8 protein-coding genes are annotated in these 19,803 nt (G+C 72.4%); 6 read left to right on the top strand and 2 right to left on the bottom strand.

What is annotated here, in order from left to right:
- The first annotated feature begins 360 nt into the window (after positions 1-360).
- From OG371_RS43175 to OG371_RS43155, 5 genes are read left to right on the top strand one after another with little or no spacing between them, the layout of a single operon-like run.
- Positions 361-7,317, top strand: coding sequence for an SDR family NAD(P)-dependent oxidoreductase (locus OG371_RS43175; protein ID WP_329062876.1), 6,957 nt, complete (start codon positions 361-363; stop codon positions 7,315-7,317).
- Positions 7,318-7,322: 5 nt separating this feature from the next.
- Positions 7,323-11,636 carry a beta-ketoacyl synthase N-terminal-like domain-containing protein gene (locus tag OG371_RS43170; protein WP_442876211.1) on the top strand — a complete coding sequence of 1,438 codons (4,314 nt, stop codon included), beginning with the start codon at positions 7,323-7,325 and terminating at the stop codon, positions 11,634-11,636.
- The gene (locus OG371_RS43165) at positions 11,633-11,938 is read left to right on the top strand and encodes an acyl carrier protein (protein ID WP_329062872.1); all 306 of its coding nucleotides are present in this window, start codon (positions 11,633-11,635) and stop codon (positions 11,936-11,938) included. The genes OG371_RS43170 and OG371_RS43165 overlap by 4 nt, the downstream gene beginning before the upstream one ends.
- On the top strand, positions 11,935-12,741 hold the full coding sequence (locus tag OG371_RS43160; protein WP_329062870.1) for an alpha/beta fold hydrolase: 807 nt from the start codon (positions 11,935-11,937) through the stop codon (positions 12,739-12,741). The genes OG371_RS43165 and OG371_RS43160 overlap by 4 nt, the downstream gene beginning before the upstream one ends.
- Entirely contained in the window at positions 12,741-13,907 is a 1,167-nt protein-coding gene (locus OG371_RS43155) for a glycosyltransferase (protein ID WP_329062868.1), read from the top strand. The genes OG371_RS43160 and OG371_RS43155 overlap by 1 nt, the downstream gene beginning before the upstream one ends.
- A gap of 6 nt (positions 13,908-13,913) precedes the next feature.
- Here OG371_RS43155 and OG371_RS43150 read toward each other — a convergent pair whose 3' ends face one another.
- Positions 13,914-14,849 carry a catalase gene (locus OG371_RS43150; protein ID WP_329062866.1) on the bottom strand — a complete coding sequence of 312 codons (936 nt, stop codon included), beginning with the start codon at positions 14,847-14,849 and terminating at the stop codon, positions 13,914-13,916.
- Between the two features lie 230 nt (positions 14,850-15,079).
- Between OG371_RS43150 and OG371_RS43145 the strand changes: the two genes are divergently transcribed.
- Positions 15,080-16,135, top strand: coding sequence for a medium chain dehydrogenase/reductase family protein (locus tag OG371_RS43145; RefSeq protein WP_329062864.1), 1,056 nt, complete (start codon positions 15,080-15,082; stop codon positions 16,133-16,135).
- 4 nt (positions 16,136-16,139) lie between these two features.
- On the opposite strand, the gene OG371_RS43140 is transcribed toward OG371_RS43145, so the two are convergent.
- Positions 16,140-19,649, bottom strand: a complete 3,510-nt coding sequence (locus OG371_RS43140; RefSeq protein WP_329062862.1) for a glycoside hydrolase family 2 TIM barrel-domain containing protein — start codon at positions 19,647-19,649, stop codon at positions 16,140-16,142.
- Positions 19,650-19,803 lie beyond the last annotated feature (154 nt).

Raw genomic sequence — 19,803 nt, 5'->3', positions numbered from 1 at the left:
TTCGCGGGGCTGGAAAAAGCCCGGGCGAAAAGGCATGCTGAGCCGGGAAATAGGGCACACTCCCACTGGCCGGGAGCGGTTGCTCCCCCTGGCGGTGGTGCCCGCCGACCCGGGCTGATAGTCCGGTTACCGTGGCCGCGGGCCAGTGGCAAGGCAACGTTGCTCACGTTCCCGCCTGGTGATACGTGACGAATGCGTTAAATCTCCATGTCCCGGTACAGGTCAGTCCCGGCTTTTCTGCACCAGAACACGAAGTTCATGGTGGGTTGTTGACGAAACCGGACGTCACTGTTTAAGTTGCACCCCGTTACGCTCTATCACCCTTTCGTGCGTAGCGGGAGTTCTGTAGCGGGAGTTCTTATGCCTGTTCTGAAAGACGACTTCAGTTCCGCCGAGCTGGTAGTCGCGGTGTCGCCGCTCGGGCGGCCGTCGGCGCGCTGCGTCGCGGCGGCCAGGCGCGGTGGCGCGCTCGGCGTGCTCGACCTGACCGCGGGCGGGCCGGCCGGGACGGAAGAACTCACCCTGCTGAGGGAGTGGGGGACCGCGGGGTTCGGAGTCCGGCTCGCGCGCCTGCCTTCGGGCACCGAGCTGCCCGAAGCCGTCAGCACCGTGCTGCTCACCGAGGACTCGCCCTGCGTCGCGCGCGATTTCCCGGGACGGCGGGTGCTGGCCGAGGTCACGAGCCGCGCGTCGGCCGCGCGGGCGGTCGAGGGCGGGGCCTACGGCTTGATCACCCGTGGTAACGAGTGTGGCGGCCGGGTGGGTGAGCTGAGCACATTCGTGTTACTCCAGGCCCTGCTTGCGGACGAGACGCTCGACGTGCCGGTCTGGGCCGCCGGCGGGATCGGCCCGCACACCGCGGCCGCCGCGATCGCGGGCGGCGCCGCCGGAGTCGTGCTGGACACCCAGCTCGCGCTGCTCCCGGAGGCCGAGCTGCCGTCCGCGAGCACCGTCGCGCTGACCGGGCTGGACGGTTCCGAGACCGTGGTGACCGACGGCGTCCGGCGCCTGGTCAGCCGGGCCAAGAACACCGGCGGCAATCAGCTCGAAGCCGGTCAGGACGTTTTCCTCGCCACCCGGTTCCGCGACCGGTGGCCCACCGTGACCGCCGCCGTCCGCGGGATCCGCGAGGCCGTCGGCGAGGCGCTGGCCAGCGGCACCCGCGTGCTCGGCCCGGACACCGCGGGCAGCCGCGCGTTCGGCACCGCGCTGCCGATCGCGCAGGGACCGATGACCCGGGTCAGTGACCAGGCCGCGTTCGCCGCCGAGGTCGCCGCGGGCGGCGGGCTGCCGTTCATCGCGCTGGCCCTGTCCGGTCCGGAGCAGACCCGCGAAGTCTTGGTGCGGACCCGCGACGCGGTCGGCGACGCGCCGTGGGGCGTCGGCGTGCTCGGCTTCGCCGCCGACGACGTCAAGGCCGCGCAGCTCGAGGTCATCCGGGAGCTGCGCCCCTCGCACGCGATCATCGCCGGGGGCCGCCCGGCGCAGGCCGCCGACCTCGAAGCGGTGGGCATCGCGACCTTCCTGCACGTGCCGTCTCCCGGGCTGCTCAAGCAGTTCCTCGAAGCCGGCGCGCGCAAGTTCGTCTTCGAAGGCTCGGAATGCGGTGGCCACGTCGGGCCGCGCACGAGCTTTCCGTTGTGGGAAGCCCAGCTCGGGGTCCTCCAGGACTTCCTGGCGGGCACGCCGGGAGCCGCGCGCGAGCTGCAGATCCTGTTCGCCGGCGGGATCCACGACGAGCGCTCCGCGGCGATGGTCGCCGCGCTCGCCGCGCCGGTGGCCGAGCGGGGCGCCGCGATCGGCGTGCTGATGGGCACCGCGTACCTGTTCACCCGCGAGTCGGTCGACGCCGGCGCCGTGCTCCCGCTGTTCCAGCGGCAGCTGCTCGACGCCGAGCACACCGACCTGCTGGAGACCGCGCCCGGGCACGCCACCCGCTGCGTGCGCAGCCCGTTCACCGAGGAGTACGCGGCGGTCAAGGCCGGGCTCGCCGAGCGCGGGGTGCCCAGCCGGGACGCCTGGGAGCAGCTGGAGACCCTCAACGTCGGCCGGCTTCGCCTGGCCAGCAAGGGAATCGAGCGCGTCGGCGCGGACCTGCGCGAGGTCGGCGAAGACCGGCAGCTGGCCGAGGGCATGTTCATGGCCGGCGAGGTGGCGGTGCTGCGCTCGGCCGTCACCACGATCGCGGACCTGCACACCTCGGTCGGCGACGGCGCGAACGCCTTCCTGCGCGCTCGGGCCGCCACCTTCGGCGTCTGCGCGCCGGAACCGCCCGCGCCGGAACCACTCGACATCGCGATCGTCGGGATGGCCTGCATGTTCCCGCAGGCGCCGGACCTCGCCACGTTCTGGGCGAACGTGCTGGCCGGCGCGAACGCGGTCACCGAGGTGCCGCCGCAGCGCTGGGACACCTCGCTCTACTACGACCCGGACGGCCAGGGCGAGCGCACCCCGTCCCGGTGGGGCGGCTTCCTCCCGGAGATCGGGTTCGACCCGCTGCAGTACGGCATCCCGCCGTCCTCTTTGGCCGCCATCGAGCCCGTGCAGCTGCTGGCGCTCGAAGCCGCGCACCGCGCGCTCGCCGACGCCGGGTACGCGGACCGCGCGTTCGACCGCTCGCGGACCTCGGTGGTGTTCGGCGCCGAAGCCGGTAGCGACCTGTCCAACGCCATGACGTTGCGCTCGGTCCTGCCCGCGTACATCGGCGAGCTGCCGGCCGGGCTCGACGAGCAGCTGCCCCGGCTCACCGAGGACTCGTTCCCGGGCGTGCTGGCCAACGTCATCGCCGGGCGCATCGCCAACCGGCTCGACCTCGGCGGCGCCAACTACACCGTCGACGCGGCCTGCGCGTCCTCGCTCACCGCGGTCGACGCCGCCTGCAAGGAACTCGCCGGCGGCACCAGCGACCTCGTCCTGTGCGGCGGCGCCGACCTGCACAACGGCATCAACGACTACCTCCTGTTCGCCTCGGCGCACGCGCTTTCCCCGACCGGCCGCTCGGCGACGTTCGACAGCGCGGCCGACGGGATCGCGCTCGGCGAAGGCGTCGCTTGCCTCGCGTTGAAGCGGCTCTCCGACGCGGACCGCGACGGAGACCGGGTGTACGCGGTGATCAAGGGCGTCGGCGCCGCCAGTGACGGCCGCGCGCTCGGCCTCACCGCGCCGCGCCCGGAAGGCCAGCACAACGCGCTCACCCGCGCGTACCGCAACGCCGGCGTTTCACCCGCGCAGGTCGGGCTGGTCGAGGCGCACGGCACCGGCACCGTGGTCGGCGACCGGACCGAGCTGGGCACGCTGACGCAGGTGTTCACCGAGGCCGGGGCCGCGCCGGGCGGCTGCGCGATCGGCTCGGTGAAGTCGCAGATCGGGCACACCAAGTGCGCCGCGGGCCTGGCCGGGCTGATCAAGGCCGCGCTCGCCGTGCACACCGGTGTGAAACCGCCGACTCTGCACGTGGCTTCGCCGAACCCGGCCTGGGACCCCGAAACGAGCCCGTTCGTGTTCCAGGCGGCGGCGCAGCCGTGGGCCGCGCCGCCCGCCGAGCGGATCGCCGGGGTCAGCGCGTTCGGCTTCGGCGGCACGAACTTCCACGTGGTGCTCGGCGCGCACGCCGACGGGGTCCCGCCGGCCCAGGTCGGCGACGAATGGCCGGCCGAGCTGTTCACCTTCACGGCCGATGGGGCGGTGCGCGATCTGCTCGCGCTCGTCGACGACGTGCCCGCCGGGCATCAGCCGTGGCGACTGCGGGACCTGGCGCTGAGCGCTTCGCGCCGGGCCGAGGCCGCCGTCGCTTCGGGGGCGCGGGTCCGGCTCGCGCTCGTCGCGTCCACTGTGGACGAACTGGCCGGGCTCCTGCGCCAGGCGCTCACCGGGGCCGACGCACCCGGCGTGCTCCGGGCGGACGGCGCCGAACCGGGCGAGGTCGCGGTGCTGTTCCCCGGGCAGGGCAGCCAGCGGCCCGGCATGCTCGCCGAGCTGTTCGTCACTTTCCCCGAGCTGCACCGTTATCTCCGGCTCGACCCGGCCACTGCCGACGCCGTGTTCGGCCCGGCGGTGTTCGGCGAGCCCGCGCGCCAGGCCGCGGCCGACCGCGTCACCGACACCCGCGTCGCCCAGCCCGCGCTCGGCCTGGCCGGGCTGGCCGCGTTCCGGCTGCTGACCCGGGCGGGCGTCCGGCCGGCCATGCTCGGCGGGCACAGCTACGGCGAGCTCACCGCGCTGGCCGCGGCCGGCTCCCTGACCCCGGACGCGTTGCTGCGCGCCAGCCACGCGCGGGCCGAGGCGATCCTCGACGCGGTGCCCGAAGGGGATCCGGGCGCGATGGCCGCGGTCGCCGCGTCCGCACCGGACGTCGAGAAGGCCCTCGCCGACGCCGGCCTCGCCGAAGTCGTGCCGGCCAACCACAATTCGCCCCGGCAGACGGTGATCTCCGGGCCGACTGCCGCCGTCGAGGCCGCAATCGAGCACCTGCGTGCCGCCGGGCTCGGCGCGAAGCGGATCGCCGTGGCGTGCGCGTTCCACAGTCCGCTGGTCGCCGCCGCGGGCACGTCGTTCGGCCGGACGCTGGCGGCGTTCGACGTCACCGCTCCTGCTGTTCCGGTGTACGGAAACCGCACCGCGGCGCCGTATCCGGCGGATCCGGACGAGGTCCGCGCCGGGCTGGCCGCCCAGCTCGGCTCGCCGGTCCGGTTCGTCGACCAGGTCGAGGCGATGTACGCGGCCGGGGCCAGGGTGTTCGTCGAAGCCGGGCCCGGTGCGGTGCTGGCCCGGCAGGTCGAGGCGATTCTCGGCGACCGTCCACACCGGACTGTGGGGCTGGAGCAGCCGGGACGGCGCGGGCTGGCCGGGTTCCTCGGCGCACTGGCCGCGCTGGCCGTCTCCGGCACGGCCGTGGAGACCGGCTGGCTGTTCCGCGGCCGGGACGCGGTCGACGCGGCGAAGGCGAAACGTCCGAAGCGTCCTGGTTGGACAGTCGACGGCCAGCTGGTCCGCACCGCGGACGGTACGATCCCGGCCGCGGCCCTGCACCCCGCCCAGCGTCTCCCGGAGGTTCTCGTGACCACACCCCAGCCCGGCTCCCCGGCGGGCGGCGCCGAGGCGATGGTCGCCGACTTCCTGCGCACCAGCCGGGAGATGATCGCGGCCCAGCGGGACGTCCTGCTCGGCTACCTCGGCGCCGACCCGGCCGCCGCGCCGGTGTTCGAGGCCGCGCCGGTGCCGCTCGCTGTCGCTGCTCCGGAGCTTGCACCGGTCGTAGTGCCCGAAATTCCGGTGGTGGCGCCGGAGCGTTCGGTGCTGGAGACGGTGATCGAGGTGATCGGGGAGCGGACCGGGTATCCGGTGGAGATGATCGAGCCGGACCTTGATCTTGAAGCGGACCTGAGCGTCGATTCGATCAAACGGGCGGAGATCGCCGGTGAGCTGGCGACGCGGCTGGGCCTGGAGATCGGCGGTGACGTCGAGGAGCTTTCGAAGGCCCGCACCGCAGCGGCCGTCGCCGACCTGATTGGTGCGCAGCGCCCCAATGTGGCGTTGGTTGCTCCAACCTCTGCCCCACCACCACCCTCGACGGAGGCGCTGCGCGCCCAGCCCTCATTCCACGCACCGAACGCCACATTGGGGCGCTCGGTGCTGGAGACGGTGATCGAGGTGATCGGGGAGCGGACCGGGTATCCGGTGGAGATGATCGAGCCGGACCTTGATCTTGAAGCGGACCTGAGCGTCGATTCGATTAAACGGGCGGAGATCGCCGGTGAGCTGGCGACGCGGCTGAGTCTGGAGATCGGCGGTGACGTCGAGGAACTCGCGAAGGCCCGTACCGCGGCGACGATTGCCGAGCTGATCTCCGGGACGACAGCGCCTGAGCAGACCGCGCCGGAGATCACGGCGGCGCAGCCCGAGCCGGAGGAGGCCGCGCCGCAGATCGTCGCGCCCAAGCGGCTGGTGATGAGCGAGTTCGAACTGGCCCCCACCGGCACCCCGGACGTGGCGGGACGCAGGTTTCTCCTGCTCGGCCCAGGACCGTTGGCCGAGGCCGTCCGCGAGCGGCTGACCGGGCTGGGCGCGGAGGCGGAGATCGCCGAGGACGTCCGGCCCGGGTTCGACGGCGTCCTGCACCTGCCGGAACCGGCGGCCGGGCCGGTGCTGCCGGAGGCCTTCCCGGCCTACCGCGCCGCGCTCGACGGCAACCCCCGCTGGCTGCTGACCTCGGGGCCGGGGGAGGGCCTGCGCGGGTTCTACCGCAGCGTCGCCCGTGAGTACCCGGACGCGCTCGCCCGCGTCGTGGAACACCCGCCGGGCACGGAAATCAGCGAGATCGCCGCGGGGCTGGTCGCGGAGCTGTCCACTGTGGATCGTGAGCCCGTGGTGCTGCGCGGCGGCACCCGGCGCGGCCTCCGGATGACGCCGGAAAGCCTGGGCCTGCTCGGCAGCAGCGGCGCGGGACCGGCCGGGGACGGCGCGGCCGAGGCCACCGCCGCCGGGCTGGACCGCGGCTCCGTCGTCCTGCTGGTCGGCGGGGCGAAGGGGATCACCGCGCGGTTCGCCACCACGCTGGCCGCCGCGTCGCGCTGCCGGATCGAGCTGCTCGGCCGGACGCCGGTGCCTCCCGCCGAGGACGAGTACCCGCAGGCGAAGGACGCCAAGGAACTCCGGGCCGCCCTGATCGCGGATGGCCACAAGGTCCCGGCCGAGATCGAACGCGCGGTGCGGCGCATCCTCGGCGAACGCGAGGTCCGCGGCACCCTCGAACGGCTCGAAGCGCTCGGCAGCCCGGTGCGGTACCAGTCCGTCGACATGCTGGACGCCGAGGCCGTGCACCGCGCGGTCAAGGAGATCCACGCCGAGCACGGCCGCCTCGACGGCATCGTCTACGCGGCCGGCGTGATCGAGGACAAGCTGATCGCGCAGAAGTCGCCGGAGTCGTTCGAGCGGGTGTACGGCACGAAGGTCGACGGCGCGCGGACGCTGCTGGAGGCGACCGCGGACCTGCCGGGGGAGCCCAAGTTCGTGGTGCTCTTCGGCAGTATCGCGGCGACGCTGGGCAATCGCGGGCAATCGGACTACGCCGCGGCGAACGACGCGCTGGAGACGCTCGGCCGCGGCTGGCCGGCCGGGCGTGCGGTGACCGTCCACTGGGGACCGTGGGCCCCGACCGGCACCAACGACGGCATGGTCACCCCCGAGCTGATGCGCGACTACGCCCGTCGCGGCATCGGGCTGATCGACCCGGAGGAGGGCACTCTCGGCCTGCTGCGCGAGCTGGCCTGGGGCCGGCCGGAGACCGCCGCCGTCGTCTACACCGCGTCGGGCTGGTGACGTCCGTGCCTCAAGCCCAGCAGGTGGCGATCGTCGGCATGTCGGTGCTCTTCCCCGGCGCGCCCGACCTCGACGCGTACTGGCGGAACCTGCTCGGCGGCGTCGACGCGATCACCGAGGTGCCGCCGGGAAAGTGGGACAGCGCGTACTACCAGCCCGAAGCCGACCGGCGTGCCGACCGCGTCTACTGCCGGCGCGGCGGTTTTGTCGACGAACTGGCTGAAGTGGACGTCACCGGGTTCGGGATCATGCCGAACTCGGTGCCCGCCACCGAGCCCGACCAGCTGATCGCGCTGCGGGTCGCGGCGCAGGCGCTCGCGGACGCGGGCGGCGCGGACCGGCTGCCCGCCGACCGAGCCCGGGTCGGCGTCATCCTCGGCCGTGGCGGCTATCTCACCCCGGGCCTGGCGCGGCTCGATCAGCGGGTCCGCACCGCGAGCCAGCTCGTCCACACGCTCGGCGAACTGCTGCCGGACCTCGATCAAACCCGGCTCGACGCGGTCCGCCAGGCGTTCACCGACCAGCTCGGCCCGGAGGCGCCGGAGTCCGCCATCGGGCTGGTGCCGAACCTCGCCGCGTCCCGGCTGGCCAACCGGCTCGACCTGCGCGGCCCGGCGTACACAGTGGACGCTGCCTGCGCGTCCTCACTGATCGCCGTTGACCACGCCGTGCGGGAGCTTGAATCGAATCGCTGCGACGTCGTGCTCGCCGGCGGGGTGCACCACTGCCACGACATCACGTTCTGGAGTGTGTTCAGCCAGCTCGGCGCGCTTTCGCCGTCCGAGCGGATCCGGCCGTTCCACCGGGACGCCGACGGCGTGCTGATCGGCGAGGGCACCGGGGTCGTGGTGCTCAAGCGGCTGGCCGACGCCGAACGGGACGGTGACCGCGTGTACGCCGTGATCACCGGGACCGGTGTCGCCTCGGACGGCCGGACCGCGAGCCTGGCCAGCCCCGACTCCGGCGGTCAGGTCCGGGCGGTGCGCCAGGCCTGGGCCGCGGCCGGAGTGGACCCGGCCGACCCGGATTCGATCGGCCTGCTGGAGGCGCACGGCACGGCGACGCCGGCCGGGGACGGCGCCGAACTCGCCACCCTCGCCGAGGTTTTCGGCGCGAACGGCAGCGCGGTGCTGGGCTCGGTCAAGTCGATGATCGGGCACACCATGCCCGCGGCCGGGATCGCCGGGCTGATCAAGGCCGCATTGGCCGTGCACCACGGAAAACTGCTGCCGACCCTGCACTGCGAGGACCCGCACCCCGGCCTTGCGAAGACCCGGTTCGCCACGCTCGACGTGGCCAAGCCCTGGGACGCGCCGATGCGCCGGGCCGCGGTCAACGCGTTCGGGTTCGGCGGGATCAACGCGCACGTCGTGCTCGAACAGGCCCCGCGCCCGGCGCCGGTGATCGTGCACGAGGCCGAACGCGTGCTGCGGCTGGCCGCCCCGACTGTCGAAGCGCTGCGGGAAACGTTGTCCGGCGCGGATTCGGCGGTGCTGGTCGCGCCCGAGGGCAATGGCCCGGTCCGGCTCGGCATCGTCGACCCGACGGAGAAACGGCTCGCGCTGGCCCGCAAGGCCGTCAGCCGGGGAAAGCCGTGGCGCGGGCGCAACGACGTCTGGTTCGCCGACCGGCCGCTGCTCGGCCCGGGCGGCGGGCGGCTCGCGTTCGTCTTCCCCGGGCTGGAGTCCGAGCTGACGCTGAACTGCGGGGACCTCGCGCGCCACTTCGGCCTGCCCTGGCGGCACCGGGATGTGGTGGTCGGCGACGTCGGACGGCAGGGCACCGCGGTGTTCGAGCTGGGCCGGCTGCTCGACGCGGCGCTGGCCCGGCTCGGCGTGGTCCCGGACGCGCTGGCGGGCCACAGCCTCGGCGAGTGGACCGCGATGGCCGCGGCCGGGCTGCACGCCGCCGACGAGGTGGACGCGTTCCTGGCCGGGTTCGACCCGGACGCGCTGGTCGTGCCCGGCCTGGCCTTCGCCGTGGTCGGCGCGCCCGCCGCCCGGGTGCTCGACGAGCTGGCCGGCCGCGAGGACGTGGTGCTGTCCCACGACAACTCGCCCAACCAGTCGATGATCTGCGGACCGTCCGACGAGGTCGGCGAGCTGGTCACGCGCTTTCGCGACGCCGGGATCATCACGCAGGTGCTGCCGTTCCGCACCGGCTTCCACACCCCGATGCTGAGCCCCTACCTCGGCCCGATCCGCGCCGCGGCCGAGCGCTACACGCTGCATCCCGCGAAACTGCCGGTCTGGTCGGCGACCACGGCGTCGGAGTACCCGGCCGAGCCGGCGGAGATCCGGGACCTGTTCGTGCGGCACCTGCTGGAGCCGGTGCGGTTCCGGCCCACGGTCGAGGCGATGTACGCGGCCGGGTTCCGCGCGTTCGTCCAGCTCGGCGCCGGGCAGCTCGGCTCGCTGATCGGCGACACCCTGCACGGCAGCGAGCACCTGGTGGTTTCGGCGCACTCCGCGCACCGGCCGGGGCTGGCCCAGCTGCGCCGGGTCGCGACCGCGCTGTGGGTCGACGGCGCGCCGGTCGACGTCGCGGCGCTGCCGGGCCAACCGAAGGCACCGCGGACGCCGGTCAAGCTCGACCTCGGCGGACGGCTGGTCTCGCTGGACGCCAGGACGCGCGCAGAGGTCGGCGCGCGGCTCAACACGTCCACAGTGGACGGACTGAGCGGGTTGGCCGACGGGTCACCGCTGGCCGCCGAATTCGCCGCCCTGCTCAAGGACACCGCCGATCTCGCGTCCACAGTGCTCACCACCCGGGGCGCGCCGTCACGGCGTCTCGCGCCGCCGAAGGAGCTGCGGACCACGCTGGCGGTGTCGGTCGAAACGATGCCGTACCTGGTCGACCACTGCTTCTTTAAGCAGCCGCCGCAGGCGGAGGTGGCCGACCGCTGGCCGATCGTGCCGGCCACCACGGTGATCCACCATCTGATGGGCTTCGCGGAGCAGACCGCGCCCGGCCGGCACGCGGTCGCGGTGCACGACGTCCGGCTGAACCAGTGGATCACCGCGACGCCCGCGGTTTCGGTGCCGGTGCGGGTCCTGCCGCAGGGCCGGGGCCGGGTGCTCGCGTCGCTGGGCGGCTATTCGCAGGCCGTGGTCGAGCTGGCCCCGGCCTACCCGGCGAATCCGCCCGCGCCCTGGCAGTTTCCCGCCTCGGCTGAGCAAACGCCGACGACTACCGCCGCCGAACTGTACGAGGACCGCTGGATGTTCCACGGGCCGCGGTTCCAGGGTGTCACCGAGCTGACCGCGATCGGCGAACGCCACGTGCGCGCCGAGCTGACCACCCCGCCCGCCCCCGGGGCGCTGCTCGACAACGTCGGCCAGGTGCTGGGTTACTGGATCATGGCCCGGCTGCCCGAGCGCACCACCGTTTTCCCGGTGGCCATGCGCGAGATCCGGTTCCACGGCGCGCATCCGGCGCCGGGGGAGCGGCTCGAATGCCTGGTGCGGATCACCTCGCTCACCGAGGAGTTCCTCGAGGCCGACATGCAGCTGGTCCACCAGGGACGGGTCTGGGCGGAGTTCGCCGGCTGGCGCGACCGGCGGTTCGACAGCAACCCCGACATCCGTCAGTCCGACCGGACCCCGGAGCGCGCGACGCTGTCGAAGCCGCAGCCCGGCGGCTGGGTCCTGGTGCACGAGCAGTGGCCGGACCTGGCCACGCGCGAGCTGATCATGCGCAACTACCTCGCGGGCGCCGAACGCGAGGCGTACGACAGCCGTCCGCCCCGTGGCCGCCGCCAGTGGCTGCTCGGCCGGATCGCGGCGAAGGACGCCGTGCGCCGGTTCCTGTGGGCCGACGGGGAGAGCGAGATGTTCCCGGCCGAGCTGCGCATCGGCAACGATGAGGCCGGTCGTCCCCTGGCGACCGGGGCGTACGGGCGTACGCTGCCGCCGTTGACGATTTCCTTGGCCCACCGCGCCGAAGCCGGGGTCGCGATCGCCCGGTACGGGCCGTGCGGCATCGACGTCGAAGAGGTCAAGCCGCGACCTGAGTCCACTGTGGACGCGGCGCTGGGCGCCGGCGAGCAGGCGCTGCTGGCGGCTCAGGTGGGCGACCGGGACCGCTGGTTCGCGCGCTTCTGGACCGCCAAGGAAGCCGTGGCGAAGCTGCTGGGCACCGGGTTGCGGGGCGAGCCGCGGGACTTCGAGGTGGTGGCGGCCTCGCCGGACGAGCTGACCGTGCGCGCGGGTGGACGCGAGCACCACGTGCACAGCGCCGACGTCACGAATCTGCCCGGGCGGCCTGAGCGCGAGTACGTCGTCGCCTGGACCGAAGAGAAGGAGGAGACGGGAAAATGAGCATCGAGACCACGGCCGTGGACGAGGTGACCGTGCTCGCGCGGCTCAGTGAGATGCTGCGGGTGCTGCTCGAGGAGTACGGCCTCGACGACGCCGAGATCACCATGGAGACCACCTTCCACGACGATCTCGAGCTGGAGAGCGTCGACCTGGTGGCGTTGTCCGGGCAGCTGCGCGAGCACTACGGCGAGCGCGTCAACTTCGCCGCCTTCATCGCCGAACGCGACCTCGACGAGATCATCGCGCTGACCATCGGCGAGCTGGTCCGCTACATCGTCGGGTCCCTGCGGGGCACGCCGTGAGCCGGATCCGGGCGGGTGAGCTGGATGTGCACGTCCAGCGGCTGACCCCGGAGACGCCGCTGCACGGGGACGCGCCGATCGTGGTGTGCGTGCACGGCCTGCTCACCGACAGCCTGGCCAGCTACTACTTCACCCTCGGCCCGGCCTTCGCCGAACGAGGCCTGGACGTGCTGATGTACGACCTGCGCGGGCACGGCCGGACCACGCGGCCGGCGAGCGGGTACCGGCTGGAGCAGTTCATCGGCGACCTGGTCGCGCTGCTCGAAGCCGAGGGCATCACGCGTCCGGTGTACGTGGTGGGCAACTCCTTCGGCGGCTCGGTGGCGTTCGGGCTCGCGGCCGCGCGGCCCGACCTGGTCGCCGGGATCGTGGCGATCGAGGCCGAGCCCCCGACCCGGGAGTGGATCCAGCACATGGCCGACGGTCTCGCGGACGCGAAAACACGGCTGGCGCGCGACGAGGTGATCGGCTGGATCAAGGAGCACCACGGCGCGCACACCGCCCGGCTGTCCAAGGGCGCGGGCAAGATCCTCCAGGTCACGACGATGGCCGAGGACATCCCGAGCAGCGCCACGATCGAGGACGACCTGTCCGCGGTCCGCTGCCCGGTGCTGGCGATCTTCGGCGCGGACTCCGGGCTTTCCGCGCAGGTGCCGCACCTGCACGAGAGCCTGGCGCAGTGCCGGACCGAGGTGCTGCCCGACCAGGGCCACTCGGTGCTGGTCGAGCGGACGGCCGAAACGATCGAGCTGATCTTCGACTGGGTCCGCGAGACCTCGCGGGTCCCGGCGCGGGCGCGCTAGTGGCCCGGTTCCTGTTCGTGGTGCCGCCGCTGGTCGGGCACGTCAACCCGGCGGTCGGCGTCGCGGGGGAGCTGGCCGCGCGCGGGCACGAGGTCGCCTGGGCCGGCCACGACGAGCTGCTGCGACGGCTGGCGGGCGCGGACGCGCGGGTGTATCCGTGCGCGGTGCCGCCGGAGACGGTCCGCCCGCCCGGGCTCAAGGGGCCGGCGGCACTGCAGTTCCTCTGGCAGGACTTCCTGATCCCGCTCGCCGACGCGATGGCCCCCGGGGTGTGCGCGGCGATCGACGCGTTCGAGCCGGACGTGGTGATCGCCGACCAGCAGGCGCTGGCGGGTGGCCTGATCGCCGAAGCCCGCGGACTGCCGTGGGTGACCTCGGCGACGACGTCGGCCGAGCTGCTCGACCCGCTCGCGAGCATGCCGAAGGTCCAGGCCTGGGTCGGGGAACTGCTGACGGCGTTGCGTTCGAGGCTGGTCGACGGCCGCGACGGAGCGGACCCCCGGTTCTCGCCACACGGCGTGCTGGCCTTCACCACCCGCGAGCTGCTCGGCCCGGCCGCGCTGCCGGAGCCGGTCTGGCTGGTCGGCCCCTCGATCACCGCCCGTCCGTCCACATCGGACTTCCCATGGGCGTGGCTCGACGCGCCGCGGCCGACCGTGCTGGTGTCGCTCGGCACCGCGAACACCGATGCGGGCGCTGCTTTCCTGGCCACGGTGGCCGACGCCTTCGCCGGGCTGGGCGAGCGGGCGCGCGCGGTGATCGTCGACCCGGGCGGGGTGCTCGGCGAGGTCGCGCCGAACGTCCTGGTCTGCCCCGAGGTGCCGCAGCTGCCGTTGCTGGCGCGGGTCGACGCCGTGCTCTGCCACGCGGGGCACAACACCGTCTGCGAGACGCTCTGGCACGGGCTCCCGCTGATCGTCGCGCCGATCCGCGACGATCAGCCGATCGTCGCCGGGCAGGTCGTCGACGCCGGTGCCGGCGTCCGGCTGCGCTTCGGCCGGGCGGACGCGCCCCGGATCACCACCGCCGTCGGCGCGGTGCTGACCGAGCCCGAATACCGCGCCGCCGCCCGGAAAATCCAGGCTTCGTTTCATGCGGCCGGGGGCAGCCCGGCCGCCGGGGGCCACCTGGAGCAGCTCGCGCGGCAGCTGTCCCCGCAGCTCTGACCGGGTTCAGCTCAGCCGTCGCTCCGCGGACACCGAATAGGCGTGCGGGCGGAAGGCCAGCACGGTGTCGTCGGACAGCTCGACGCCGGGCGTGACCCGGGCCGGGTCGAAGACCTGGCGCTCCCACTCCGCCGACTCCGGTGAGAGCCGCTCGATCCGGATCTCCCCGGCGGGCAGCAACGGGCGCTGCTCGGGCCAGGCGATCGACGGGTCGTGGGTGGGGTCGCCCGGCTCGCCGAGCTGGACCACGAGGGTGAACGACACCGGCCCGCCGTCCAGCCGCCGGTCGAGGTCCGGCAGCAGGAAACCCGGCTTCAGCTTCGTGGTGTCCGCCTCGAGGTCGACTTCGCCGAGCTGGGGGACGAGCCGGTAGCGGAACGCCGTGCGCTTGCCTTCGGCGTCGGCGAAGTGGAACGCGTGCAGGCCGTCGAAGCGGGTGGTGGCGAAGCTCGCCGGCGCGCGCCGCGAGACGAACGCCTTGATCCCGGCGTGGCTTTCCTTGTGCTGGAACAGGAATCCGGCCAGCTTGCCGCCGCCGGCGAGCTTCTCCTTCAGCCCGGCCTCACCGGTCGCGGACAGCGCTTCGACCAGCTCGACAAAACCCTCGGGCGTGCTGCTCGGGAACACCCGGAAGTTCGCGGCGACCAGGTCGTGCACGCCGTTGCGCTCGCCGTCGAGGAATTTGACGGCCATCCCGCGGATGCCGCGGGTCCGGTCGTCCGCGTCGTACTGCGGCGAGCCGTTGGAGAAGCGGACCACCGCGGAGGTCTCCGTGGTCAGGTGCGCGGCCGCGGTGAGGTGCGCGATCCGTCCACTCGGGACGAACTTGGCCTCGTAGACGGCGCCGCGGGCGTGCAGCCGGCGGTCGTGGGGGCGCGGGTGGCCCGCGGCCTCGATGCGGTTGATGGCTTGTTCGGCGGTCATCCCGTCCGGCGTGGTCACGCGGGGATCGTACAAGGCCGGTGGCCGCCGGAACGCCCGTGACGCCTGGAAGTGTCGCGTCGTCGGACAGCCCTGGCGAAACCCGGCGTCTCCCGTCCCAGCCGGTTTTGCGCGGGCCCGGCCGGCGGAGCGGCGGAGCGGAGCGGCCGTGGGGAGCGGCCTTGACGTCCGGGCAGGCGTGCGACGGCTATTGCGTCCTGCTGAAGTTAGATGCTATAACTATCGCAACAGTGACGAACGGAGTCATCGTGAACCACACCAGCAACGCCCAGCTCACCCGGGTGGTCCTGCCCGGCAAGGTCGACGTCGACGGCTTCCGGGTCGAGCGCGGGCCGGTCCCGTCGCCGGGCGCCGGGCAGGTGCTCGTCGACATGGAGGCGTCCGGTATCTCGTTCGCGGAGCAGCAGATGCGCCGCGCCAAGTACTACGACCAGCCGCCGTTCCCCTTCGTGCCGGGTTACGACCTGGTCGGCACCGTGCTGGCGGTCGGCGACGGCGTCGACCCGGCGCTGCGCGGGCAGCGGGTGGCGGCGCTGGTGAAGGTCGGCGGCTGGGCCAGCCACGTGGTCCTCGACGCGGACAAGCTGATCCCGGTCCCGGACGGCATCAGCGCCGTCGACGCCGAGACCGTGGTGGTCAACGGCATCACCGCGTGGCAGCTGCTGCACCGCAAGGCCCGCGTGCGGGCCGGCCAGACGATCCTGGTGCACGGCGCGAACGGCGGCGTCGGCTCGACGCTCGTGCAGCTCGCCCGCGTCGCGGGGGTCAAGGTGATCGGCACGGCGTCGGCGCGCCATCACGAGGCGCTGATGGAGCAGGGCGTGGTGCCGATCGACTACCGCACCGAGAACGTGCCCGCCCGCGTGCGGGAACTCGCGCCGGACGGCGTCGACGCGGTGTTCGACCACCTCGGCGGCCGCAGCGTGGTCGACTCGTGGAAGCTGCTCGCCAAGGGCGGCACGCTGGTCTCCTACGGCAGCGCCTCCACCAAGGACGACGGCGGCTCCAAGCAGTGGCCGGTGCTCAAGGTCATCCTCCGCCTGGCGGTGTGGAACACGATGCCGAACGGCCGCAGCGCGTCGTTCTACAACATCTGGACCGGGGTCAAGAAGACCGACGCCTATTACGGCCGCCTGCGTGCGGACCTGGCCGAGGTCTTCGCCCTGATGAGCACCGGCGAGCTGACCGCCAAGACCGCCGCGGTGCTGCCCTTCGAGCGCATCACCGAAGCGATGCGGCTGGCCGAATCCGGGACGGTGGCCGGGAAAGTCGTGCTGACTCCCTGAAGCCTCAGCTGGTGATCTCGGCCGCCGGCACCTCCAGCTCCGTGATCCGGAAGAAGCCGGTCGCGGTATCCGGCGCCGGGCTGGTCAGGGTGAGCCGGATCGACGTGGTGCTGACCGGCTGGAACGTGATGGTGGTCGGCGCGTTGGACTGCGTTGCGAACTGCACCTGCTGATCACGCGCCTTCAGCCAGCGGGCACCGTCCCAATAGGACACGACGATCGACCGGGGCAGCACCAGCGACGCGCTGAGCGTGAAGTACGCGACCACGGTGCTGATCCGCTGTCCTTCCGGCCAGCTCACCGAAACCCAGTCAGCCGCGTGCGCCTTGCTCACCTCGGGCAGCGTGTAGGTGGCCGACTTGGTGTAGGCGTTCGACCAGCCGCCGGACGTGGTGACGCCGTCGAGCAGGCCGGCGGGCACGCTGTCCGGGCTGCCGGAGTAGCCGGCGTCGGCGGTCGGCTTCGCCGGGCTGGTCGCGAGTGCGATATTTCGGTCAGGGGCAAAGGAATCGGTGACCCGGACCGTCGCGGTGGCGCGGCGGCCGGCCGCGCTGCCGCCGACCGTGAAGGAACCGGGCCGGTCGTACTTTGCCTGGCCGACGCCGTCCCAGCTGACCGGCACGGTCTGGGTCACGCCGTCGGTGTACCGCGCCACGACCACCGAGGGCAGGTACGGCGGCGCGCCGACCGGGGTCACCGTCGAGTACGGCTCGATCGCCGCGACCGTGTACGCAACGACCGTGGCGTGCGCCGCCACCGATGAACGCGCCACGCTGCCCGTGAGCGAATATGTTGCCGCGCCGGAAGATCCCACACCGCTCCAGCGGACATCAAGCGGCGCCGTGGACCCGTCGGCGTACACACCGGTGACCGTGGACGGCAGGGCCGGCTGCGTGCCCGCGACGGTGCGCACGGACACCGGCTGCGTCGCGACCAATCCGCTCGCCGACCCGTCGACGGCGAACACTGTGGTGGTCGCCGGGGCGAGACCGGGGCTGGTCGCGGTGACCGTGATCGCGCCGGGCCGCGGGCCGGCCCGCACGATGGCCAGCGCCTTGCCGTTGAACGCGGTGTGCGTGGTGGACGTGTAGCCCTCGCCGCTGTCCTCCTTGCCGTTGTCGGCACCGGCGAACGAGCCGGCGCCGGACACGGCGAAGGTGATCGCGTCGGCGGCCCCCGGGTTCACGATCCCGCCCTGATCGACGACGTCGACCGCGACGTAGGCCAGCGCTTTGCCGTCGGCTGGAACCACCGGACGGTCCGCGGTGAGCCGAAGCGCGAGGGGCGGGCCGGCGGTGGTCAGTTCGTCGCGCGCCACCACGCGGCCGCGGTCGTCGCGGGCGACGCAGGACAGTTTCCCCGGCTGGAACGGTACCCTCCAGGTCAGGTGCAGCTTGCCGGTGCTGCCGTTCGGGCTGGTGTAGCTGCCGGACGGGAAGTTCTTGTCGTCGCCGGTCGGCTCGGTCGTCTCCAGGTAACGCGCACCGTCCACAGTGGTCTTGACGTCGTAGGACCTGGTCCCGAGGGAACGGCCGTTGAGCAGCAGTTCGACGCTGCGCACGTTCGAGTAGGCCCGGACCTCGACCTCCTGGCCGGGCTCGTGGCCGGTCCAGTCCATCGGCACCAGGTGCACCATCGGCGCCGACGTCCACTGGGACTTGAACGCGAAGTAGGCGTCCTTGGGGAAACCGGCCGTGTCGACCAGGCCGAAGGCGGAGGTCTTCACCGGGAACTGCGCGTACGGCGTCGGCTCGCCGATGTAGTCGGTGCCGGTCCAGACGAACTGCCCGCCGCTGTAGCGCCGGTCGCGCTCGACCTTCAGCACGTACTCGTGGCTCATCGTCCACGACGACATGTTGTTGTCGTAGGCCGAGGGGAGCCGTTTCCCGGGTGTGTAGTTCTGGCCGGTGTTGACGTACGACGGGTCCTGGTAGACGCCGCGCGCGGAGGTGCACGAGGAGGACTCCGACTCGAAGAACATCTTCGTCGGGTAGGTCGCGTGCATCGTGTCCATCACCCGGGCCGGCTCGTAGCTGAAGCCGACCAGGTCGAGGTTCTGCAGCATCTGCTCGCCCGGCGAACCGGCCGCGGGCGGGTCGCGGTACTGGTCGCAGTTCGCGGTGACCGGGCGGGTGGTGTCGATCTTCTTGACCCCGGCGATCAGCCGCTTTTCGATCGGCAGGCTCGCCGCCTCGGTCCAGTCCGGGATCTCGTTGCCGATCGACCACATGATCACCGCGGGGGAGTTCTTCGCCGCGTGCACCATTTCCGCGAGGTCGGAGTCCGACCACTTGTCGAAGTACAGGTGGTAGTCGTAGTCGAGCTTGCCGACGTGCCAGCAGTCGAAGGCCTCGACCATCATCACGATGCCCAGCCGCTGGCAGACGTCGAGCATCTCCGGCGACGGGGGATTGTGCGAGGTGCGCAGGGCGTTCACGCCGGCCCGCTGGAGCGTGGTCATCTGCCGCCACAGCGCGTCGTGGTTGTTCACCGAGCCGAGCGCGCCCTGGTCGTTGTGCAGGCAGACGCCCTGCAGCTTGAGGTGCTTGCCGTTGAGCGAGACACCGTTGTCCGGGTCGAAGTCCAGCCAGCGCACGCCGAACGTGGTGTCGTAGCTGTCCACGACTTTCTTGTCCAGCAGCACTTCGCTGCGCAGCGTGTACAGGTACGGGTCGGTGGTCGACCACAGGCGCGGGTTCGCGAGCTTGATCTCCGCGGTGGTGCCGTGCCCGGTGGCGACGGGATGGCCGGCGGCGTCCCGGATCGTGGAGACCACCTCCGCGGGCTTGCCGTCGGCGCCCGCCAGCGTGGTCTCGACGCGCACGGTGGCGTAGCCGTTTTTGATGGTGCGGCCCAGATCCGGCGTGGTGACGAAGGTGCCCCACCGGCCGACGCGCACCGGGTGCGTCGCGGTCAGGTGCACGTTGCGGGTGATGCCGGTGCCGGAGTACCAGCGGCTGCTCGGCTGTTTGTTCTGCACCACTACGGCCAGCACGTTCGGGGTGCGCCCGTCGGTGTGGGCCTTGCCGGTGAGGTCGAAGCTGAATCCGGTATAGCCGTACGGGTGATTGCCCAGCAATTCACCGTTGAGGTACACGTACGAATTCATGTAGACGCCGTCGAAATCGACCGTGAGGTGCTTTCCGGTCATCGACGAGGGCAGGGTGAACGTCTTGCGATACCAGCCGAGGCCGCCGGGGAAATAGCCGGTCCCGTCGCGCTCGGCGGGATTTGGCTGCTGCTCGATGCTCCAATCGTGCGGCAGGGTGAGCTGCCGCCAGGCGGAGTCGTCGAACGCGGTGGCGGCGGCCTTCGGGTCGTCGGAGGTGCCGTAGCGGCCGGACGGATCGGTGACGTCCTCGGTGTTCACCAGCTGGAATTTCCAGCCCTGGTTGAACTCCACGGTGCGCTCACCCTGGTTCAGCACGCCGCCGAGAGCGGCCGCCGAGGCACTCGGCTGGTCCAGTCCCCAGGCCAGCGCGGACCCCACCGCGGCGGCTCCCGTGCTGGTCATGAACGTCCTGCGGCTCAGTTCCACCGTGAACTCCCCACCTCAAGAACCACCTACAACGAACAACACTAAACCAGATCGAACAACGGCGGAAGTGTGCACACGACTTACGGAGTGGTGGAATCGGAGTAATGACCATTCGGCCATTCGGCGGCCA

The organism is Amycolatopsis sp. NBC_01480, assembly GCF_036227205.1.
Lineage (GTDB): Bacteria > Actinomycetota > Actinomycetes > Mycobacteriales > Pseudonocardiaceae > Amycolatopsis.
The sequence above is the reverse complement of the archived record's forward strand: the minus strand, read 5'-3'. Positions and strand labels throughout refer to the sequence as shown.